Below are 6231 nucleotides of genomic sequence, written 5' to 3'. Positions count from 1 at the left end.
GCTGTGCATGTACGTCCCGATCTTTCCCGAACAGCCGATGCCGGCGACGATGAAGGTGTTGTCCGGGTCGTTGCCCGTCTCCGCCAGCGCTTTCATCATCCCGTTCATCGTCCCGAAGTCGCCGCACCCGGGACACCACGTCGGCTGTTTGTCGGATTTGAAGTCGGTGAATCGAACGTTAGAACTCATGTTAAGCCTCCACTTCCGCGGCCTCGCCGAGAATCGATTTGACCTCTTCGGCGAGCTCGTCCGCGTTGAATCGGACGCCGTTGTACTTGTTGATGCGTTTCACGCGGGTGAGCGCGTCGTGCTCGATGAGGTCGGCGAACTGCCCGGTCGCGTTACACTCGACGACGATCGTCTCGTCGGCCGCTTCGATGTCCTCGGTCAGATCCGGGCGGGGGAAGATGTACGGCACCGAGATGAACCGGATGTCGATCCCCTCCTCGTCCAACATCTCGATGGCCTCTCGCATCGCGCCTTCGTTGGATCCCCACGAGACGACGAGCGTGTCCGAATCGGGGTTACCGAACTCGCGGTAACTCCAATTCTCCTGTTCGCGGGCTGTCTCGATTTTTAGCTCGCGTTTGTCGACCTGCTTGATCCGCATGTCCGTGTCCTCCGTCCGACGACCCAACTCGTCGTGTTCGAGGCCGGTCGACATGTGGGCACCACCCGCCGTCCCGGGGAACGCCCGGGGACTGATCCCGTCGTCGGTGAGCGCGTGCGGCTGGAACTGGCCCTTCTCGTTTTGCCACTCGTCGATCGTCTCCTCGTCGACGAGCTTCCCGCGGTCGACCTCGACCGCGTCCATGTCGAACTCCTCGGGAGCGAACGTCTGCTCCGTGACCGCGAGCGCGAGGTCGCCAGTCAGGTAGACTGGCGTCTGGTACTTCTCGGCGAGGTTGAACGCCTCGATCGCCTTGTGGAAACACTCGGCGATGTTCGTTGGTGCGAGGACGAACCGAGGAATCTCGCCGTGTCCGCCGTAGAGCATCTGGTTGAGGTCGCCCTGTTCCTGCTTGGTCGGCATCCCCGTCGAGGGACCCGACCGCATGACGTTACAGATGACGAGCGGCGTCTCGGAGGTGGCGACGAGACCGAACGTCTCCGTCATCAAGTCGACCCCCGGTCCGGACGTCGCCGTCATCGAGCGCGCACCCGCACGGGCACTGCCCAGCGCCATGTTCACGGCCGACAGTTCGTCCTCGGCCTGTACGACGATCCCGCCGTACCGTTCGATCCGTCCTTTCAGATACTCCATCACGTCCGTCGCCGGCGTGATCGGATAGCCAGCGTAGAACCGACACCCGGCAACGAGTGCGCCCATCCCGATCGCTTCGTCGCCGTTCAGCAGAACGTAGTCGTTGTCCGTCGTTTCGAGGTCGTACGGCGTCGAGAGGCCGTACTCCTCCTCGACGTACTCCGCGCCGAGTCTCGCGGCCTTCTTGTTGTTCTCGACGATCGCTTCACCCTTGCCGCCGAAGCGCTTTTCGAGCGACTCGTCGAGGTATTCGATGTTGAATCCGGAGACGGAACAGGCGGCGCCCAACGCGACGATGTTGCGCATAATGGCTCCGCCGGCGTCCTCGGCGAGCCGTTTCAGCGGCACGTCGAGACCCGTCATCTCCCCCGGGGTTTCGAAGTCCGACATCATCGATCGTTCGCCGTCGTAGATGATGATGGAGTCCCCGTGTAGCTCGTCAAGATTCTCGTCGACGGTTCGTTCCGTGAGTGCGATCAGGATGTCGAGTCTATCAACGACGCTCTCGACGCGGTCAACCGACGTCCGAACCTTATAAGCGGTGTACCCGCCCCGGATCCGCGATGCGAAATCCTTCGAGGTAAAGACGTGGCGCCCCGCACGGGAGAGCGCCTGGGCGAAGATCTTCCCAGTCGAGTCGATCCCGTCGCCGGCTTCGCCGCCGACGGCCCAGTTTAGGTCCTCTGGCATGCTACGTCGGGGTTCAACACGACGAACGTTAAGCCTTCTGAATACGGCTGTATCTATTCGATTTCAGCGCGGAGAAATCCACTCCGACGGGTTCGTCACCTGCCGAACACTCTCTCGACGATTCGCTTCGAAAGCGCCTTGCGGTCGGAGCGACCCATACCGCGTATGGAACCTATCGAGACGACCGTTGCCGCTATTCGCGATATCGGCACCGATGCAGTCGCCATCGAGATTACGACACCGTCTGCGTTTTCGGCTCTCCCCGGCCAGTTCGTCAAGATTTCGGCGACGATCGATGGCGAGACTGCCGCCCGTTTTTACACCGTCTCTTCGCGCGATACCGAGGAATCGTTCGAACTCACCGTCAGCTACGATCCCGACGAAGGCGGAGATTTCAGCGAGTACCTGCTCTCTCTTTCCCCCGGCGATTCGATCACCATCACCGGACCGTTCGGCGACGACTACTACGAGAGCGAGCCGCGCGTCGTCGTCCTCGCCGGCGGCCCCGGTATCGGCCCGGCCGTCGCGATCGCTGAACGTGCACTCGCCGACGGACACGAGGCGGCCGTCGTTTATCGCGACGACGAACCGCTCCACGAGGATCGACTCGCCACGCTTTCGGCCGGCGGTGCCGACGTGTTCGTTCTCGCTGCCGAGACCGATCTCACCGACGCCGTCGCCGACGTACTCACCAACGACGACGGCGAGCGAGCGTTCATCTACGGGTTCGCAGATTTCCTCGCCGACGCCGAGGCGGCGATCGAAGCCGCCGGCGGCGATCCCGACGCGGCGAAAGCCGAGAACTTCGGCTGAGCGACGAACCGTCCGCTGTCCCGACGATTTACATACGAATACGCGGCCAGCCACCCCATGCGCTGAGAGACGCCCGCGGTCCGACCGGACTGGAGTGCGGCATCCGGGCCGCGGACGGGAAGTGTGCCGCCTGCTCGCCCCTCCGGTAGCGTCAGTGTTCGACGAACTCGATCAGCACGCCGCCGGTCGACGCCGGGTGGAGGAAAGCGACCTGGTGTCCCCACGCCCCCCGTCGCGGCTCCTCGTCGATCAACTCGACGCCGATGTCGGCTGCGGTTTCGAGCGTCGCCTCGATGTCGTCGGTCTCCAGCGCGATATGGTGCAGTCCCGATCCGTTCCGTTCGAGATAGCGTGCGATGGTTCCGCCGTCCTGCGGTTCGAGGAGTTCGAAGTAGCCGTTCTCGAGTTCGAGGAAGATGACCTTCAGCTCCTGAAACCGTTCTTCGTGGGCTATCTCACAGCCTAGCAGGTCCTCATAGAGGAACGCGAGTCCTTCGGCGTCGTCGGTCGCGACGCCGGCGTGATCGAAGCGCATACCGATCTCTCGGTCGGCGGGACTAAAAGCGCGCGGGAAGGCTTATTTGCCCCGCGAGAGACACCATCCAACGATGTACACCACCACGACGGACACCGTTCCGGACGGCGATATAGTCGAGATTCTGGGCGTCGCCCGCGGAAACACGGTCGAGGCCCGAAACGTCGGTCGCGATTTCACGCAGAGTCTCCGCAATCTCGTCGGCGGCGAGATGAAAGCTTACTCGGAACTGCTCTCGAAGGCGCGCGACGAGGCGATCACCCGCGCCGAGGCCGATGCGGAGGAGATGGGCGCGGACGCGCTCGTCAACCTGCGCCTCGAAACGTCAACCGTCGTCGACGGCGGTGCCGAGGTTCTCGCGTACGGGACTGCGGTTCGGCTCGGGTAGCTTCCCCGCTGGTTCGACGCCGCGTCAGCCCTGGTACTCGCCGAAGACGTCCCGCATCGCGTTGCATATCTCGCCGGTCGTCGCGTACGCCTTCACCGCATCGATGATCGACGGCATGACGTTTTCGTCCCCTTCGGCGGCGGTTTTCAGCTCCGCGAGTGCGTCCTCGACGGCTTCGTTGTCACGGGTTTCGCGTATCTCTTCGACTCGCTCGCGCTGTTCGCGCTGTTCTTGTTCGCTGACCTCTTCGATATCTTCCTGCGGTTCCTCGTCGACTTTGAACTCGTTGACGCCGACGATGATTCGCTCGCCCGTCTCGATCTCGCGTTGGCGCTCGAAGGCGGTGTCCTGAATCTGCCGTTGGACCCATCGGTCTTCGACGGCCTGTCGCATCCCGCCGTGCTCGTCGACTTCTTCGAGCAGTTCGAACGCCTCGGCTTCCAGTTCGTCGGTCAGGCTCTCGATGTAGTACGACCCCGCTAGCGGATCGATCGTGTCAGCCGCCCCCGATTCGTGGGCGAGAATCTGTTGCGTTCGAAGCGCCGTCCGGACGGACTGTTCGGTCGGGAGACTGAGCGCCTCGTCCTTTCCGTTCGTGTGCAGGCTCTGGGTTCCGCCCAAGACCGCCGCGAGCGCCTGGTAGGCGACGCGGACGACGTTGTTCTCCACCTGCTGGGCGGTCAGCGTCGATCCCGCGGTCTGGGTGTGGAACTTCAACTGCTTCGAAACCGGCTTTTCAGCGTCGAAGCGCTCGTCCATGAGCTTGTACCACATGCGGCGGGCGGCGCGGAACTTCGCGACCTCTTCGAGAACGTTGTTGTGCGCGTTGAAGAAGAACGAAAGCTGCGGGGCGAAGTCGTCCACGTCGAGCCCGGCCTCGGTCGCGGCTTCGACGTATTCGAGCCCGTCACCGAGGGTAAACGCGATCTCCTGGGCCGCCGTCGAGCCGGCCTCGCGGATGTGGTAGCCTGATATCGAGATCGTATTGAAGTTCGGGATCTCCTCCGCACAGAACTCGAAGATGTCCGTGATGATCCGCATCGACGGCTCCGGTGGGAATATGTAGGTGTTCCGCGCGATGTACTCTTTGAGGATATCGTTCTGTATCGTCCCGCGGAGCTGTTCTCTCTCGACGCCCTGTTTGTCACCCACCGCGATGTACATCGCCAACAGCACCGACGCGGGCGCGTTGATCGTCATCGACGTGGAGACCTCGTTGAGCGGAATGTCGCCGAAGACCGTCTCCATGTCGTCGAGTGAGTCGATCGCGACGCCGCTCTTGCCGACCTCTCCTTCGGCCATCGACGAATCGGAGTCGTAGCCCATCTGCGTCGGCAGATCGAACGCCATCGAGAGGCCGGTCTGTCCCTCGTCGAGCAGATAATTAAAGCGTTCGTTGGTTTCGGCGGCGGTTCCCATCCCGGCGTACTGTCGCATCGTCCACAGCCGTCCCCGGTACATCGTCGAGTACACGCCGCGCGTGTACGGCTCCTCGCCCGGGAATCCGGTGTCGGTTCCGTAGTCGATGTCGGCTACGTCGTCGGGCGTGTACAGCGGTTGGACGTTCTGTCCGCCCGTATCGGTGGTGAAATCCTCCTTTCGCTCCCCGAAGCGATCCACGGTCGGGCCGTACGTGTCGGATTCCCACCGGTCACGCCCCTCGCGGATCTCTTCGAGGTCGTCAGCGTCGAACATTATAGATAAATTCGAACCCGTCGGCTTAAGCGTTGGCGGGATGGCCTCATCGGCGATAACCGGTACAAGACCACAACAGTCCGTATCAGACGCCTTCGATCGGCTCGGATCTCGCGTCCTTCGCGCCCGCGACGGTCTCTTTGACCGCTTCGACCCCTTCGTCGTGCACCAGATCACCGACGATGACCGTGTCCGCGTGCTGGCCCATCTCATAGGCCGACTCGTAATCACCGACACCGCCGCCGTAGAACACTGACGCGTCGTCGACCGCGCCGGCCGCGGCCTGAACCACGTCGGGGTCGCCGAACGTCCCCGAATACTCGATGTAGACGATCCGCTGGCCGAGCATTTGCTCTGCCACCTCGGCGTAGGCGGCGACCTCGTCGACGCCGAGATCGCAGTCGGCCTCGGTGTACGTCGCGACCGATGAGTCGGGGTTGAGGACGATGTACGCTTCCGGATAGGTCACGTCCCAATCGATCTCGCAGTCCAGTCGCGTCCACTCCTTGTGCGCGCCAGTCACCCAGAACGGGTCTCCGGCGTTGAGGACGATCGGAACGAGGTACCCGTCCAGCCCGTCGCGGTGAACGACCGATCCGACGTTCGACGGCTCGATGTAGACCGGCACGTCGTAGGCCGTGGTGGCCTCGACGACGCGGGCCATCTTCTCCTCGGTCATCCCTGTGGTGCCGCCGATCTCGAGGGCGTCCGTTCCGGTCGCACAGATGTCCTCGAACGTCTCGCCCTCAACGAGCGTCTTGTCGGGATCGATCTTGACGACGTGATCCCACGCTGCCCACGGCGCGCTCATACACCCTCTGTCTCGGTGGGTAGCTAAAACCGCTT

The 6231-nt window shown here is 62.9% G+C and carries 6 protein-coding genes and 1 pseudogene; 2 read left to right on the top strand and 5 right to left on the bottom strand.

What is annotated here, in order from left to right; translation table 11 throughout:
* Positions 1-189, bottom strand: a pseudogene (locus R6U53_RS09105) (2-oxoacid:ferredoxin oxidoreductase subunit beta); the annotation flags it as partial.
* A 1-nt stretch (position 190) separates the two neighbouring features.
* A complete protein-coding gene (locus tag R6U53_RS09100; protein WP_410322050.1) occupies positions 191-1954 on the bottom strand; it encodes a 2-oxoacid:acceptor oxidoreductase subunit alpha in 1764 nt (587 codons plus the stop codon).
* Positions 1955-2119: 165 nt separating this feature from the next.
* Here R6U53_RS09100 and R6U53_RS09095 point away from each other — a divergent pair, with 165 nt between their 5' ends.
* Entirely contained in the window at positions 2120-2767 is a 648-nt protein-coding gene (locus R6U53_RS09095) for an FAD-dependent oxidoreductase (RefSeq protein ID WP_410322049.1), read from the top strand.
* Between the two features lie 151 nt (positions 2768-2918).
* On the opposite strand, the gene mce is transcribed toward R6U53_RS09095, so the two are convergent.
* A complete protein-coding gene (gene mce, locus R6U53_RS09090; protein ID WP_410322048.1) occupies positions 2919-3302 on the bottom strand; it encodes a methylmalonyl-CoA epimerase in 384 nt (127 codons plus the stop codon).
* Positions 3303-3375: 73 nt separating this feature from the next.
* Here mce and R6U53_RS09085 point away from each other — a divergent pair, with 73 nt between their 5' ends.
* Complete coding sequence (locus R6U53_RS09085) at positions 3376-3690, top strand: YbjQ family protein (RefSeq protein ID WP_410322047.1); 315 nt, start codon at positions 3376-3378, stop codon at positions 3688-3690.
* A gap of 24 nt (positions 3691-3714) precedes the next feature.
* Here the strand turns inward: R6U53_RS09085 and R6U53_RS09080 are convergent, their stop codons facing one another.
* Together R6U53_RS09080 and R6U53_RS09075 are read right to left on the bottom strand one after the other, a co-directional pair.
* Complete coding sequence (locus tag R6U53_RS09080) at positions 3715-5385, bottom strand: methylmalonyl-CoA mutase (protein WP_410322046.1); 1671 nt, start codon at positions 5383-5385, stop codon at positions 3715-3717.
* Between the two features lie 85 nt (positions 5386-5470).
* Positions 5471-6196 (bottom strand): phosphoglycerol geranylgeranyltransferase, encoded by a 726-nt coding sequence (locus tag R6U53_RS09075; protein WP_410322045.1) that lies wholly within the window; start codon positions 6194-6196, stop codon positions 5471-5473.
* Between the last annotated feature and the right edge of the window lie 35 nt (positions 6197-6231).

Source organism: Natronomonas sp. (assembly GCF_046483325.1).
Classification (GTDB): domain Archaea; phylum Halobacteriota; class Halobacteria; order Halobacteriales; family Haloarculaceae; genus Natronomonas.
The sequence above is the reverse complement of the archived record's forward strand: the minus strand, read 5'-3'. Positions and strand labels throughout refer to the sequence as shown.